The following is a 1,440-nucleotide window of genomic DNA, read 5'->3' as shown; positions in this document are numbered from 1 at the left end:
GTCAAGCACCGTGCCGGAAAGGCTCAGCGTGACCCCTCGCCCGCCGACGATCATCGACGTCGCCGCACGCGCGGGCGTCTCGAAGTCCCTGGTGTCGATGGTGCTGCGCGACGACCCCGGGGTCTCCCCCGCCCGCCGCTCCGCGGTGCTCGCCGCCGTCGCGGAGCTCGGCTACCGCCCGAACCGCGCCGCCGCGATCCTCGCCGGCACCCGGACCCGCACCATCGGCGTCATCGTCGACGACTTCCGGAACCCCTGGTACGTCCCGATGCTCGACGGCATCCGCGAGGCCCTCGCCCCGCACGGACTCCGCCTCACCCTCGCCGACACCCGCGCCAACGCCCACCTCGGTTCCTCGCCCTTCGACGACCTGGTCTCCCTGCGGGTCGACGGCGTGGTGCTCGCCGCCGAGGGCTTCCCCGACGTCGTCGTCCCCGCGGACACCCCGGTCGTGGTCGCCGGTGCGCGTGAGGACGTCCCAGGCGGACTCGACGTGGTCGCCTCCGACGAAGCCGCCGGCGGACGGCTGGCAGCGGATCACCTGATCGGGCTGGGGCACCGCCGCATCGTCCACGTCACCGGCTCGGGAGGCCCGGCTGCGCTCCGCCGGGACGCCACCGTCGCACAGCTGGTCGCGTCCGGCATCGAGCCGCTGGTCTCCGGCTCCGGCCCCACCTCGGAAGCCACCGGCTACGAGGGCACGCGGCTCGCACTCCGGGAGCACCCCGACCTGACCGCGGTGTTCGCCGCGAACGACGTCATGGCGATGGGTGCGATCGCCGCCGTGCAGGAAGCCGGACTCCGCGTGCCGCAGGACGTCTCGGTGATCGGCAACGACGAGACCCCGCTCGCCGCGTCACCCCTGCTGCGCCTGACGACGGTCGACCCGCACAACGACGAGGTCGGGCGCCTGGCGGCTGCGCGGTTGGTGGAGCGGATCGGCGCGGCTGCGGGAGCCCCGGCGGGTCCCATCCGGACGCTCGTGCCACCGACGCTCGTGGTGCGGTCGACGACGGGGCCGCCGCGCGCCTGATCGCGCTCGAGCCGCGGAACCTGGTTCCGGCGAGGTCGACCGCCGTGCGAGGCGCCCGGGAACGACGAAACCCCGGTCCGATCGGACCGGGGTTTCGTGATGCTGTTCGTACAGTGCGGAGACGGAGGGATTTGAACCCTCGGTCCCCTCAAAGGGGACTCCACCTTAGCAGGGTGGTGCACTCGGCCGGACTATGCGACGTCTCCAAGCACTCTCGCGAGCGCTCCGACCACCATACAGGAGGACCGCGCCAGTCTCGACCCGACGCACGCCCGCGCGTGGCTCGGGCCGGACAGCGCGGTCCCCCGAAGTGGGGACACATCGGGGTTGTCGGGGCGTACCCCACTGCATAGCATCGTCGGGACGCGGCAATCACGTTCCGGGGTTCGTCCCCGTCGGGCACCACG

Annotated in this window: 1 protein-coding gene and 1 tRNA gene; one reads left to right on the top strand and one right to left on the bottom strand. The window is 73.1% G+C overall.

Features of this window, described 5'->3' with window-relative positions:
- Positions 1-1,033 (top strand): LacI family DNA-binding transcriptional regulator (locus BACI9J_RS22280; RefSeq protein WP_328699825.1); only part of this gene is annotated, 1,033 nt, incomplete at its 5' end.
- Between the two features lie 116 nt (positions 1,034-1,149).
- Here BACI9J_RS22280 and BACI9J_RS22275 read toward each other — a convergent pair.
- Positions 1,150-1,239, bottom strand: a tRNA-Ser gene (locus BACI9J_RS22275).
- Positions 1,240-1,440 lie beyond the last annotated feature (201 nt).

The sequence above is a fragment of the Arthrobacter sp. 9V genome (assembly GCF_902506065.1).
Lineage (GTDB): Bacteria > Actinomycetota > Actinomycetes > Actinomycetales > Micrococcaceae > Arthrobacter.
The sequence above is the reverse complement of the archived record's forward strand: the minus strand, read 5'-3'. Positions and strand labels throughout refer to the sequence as shown.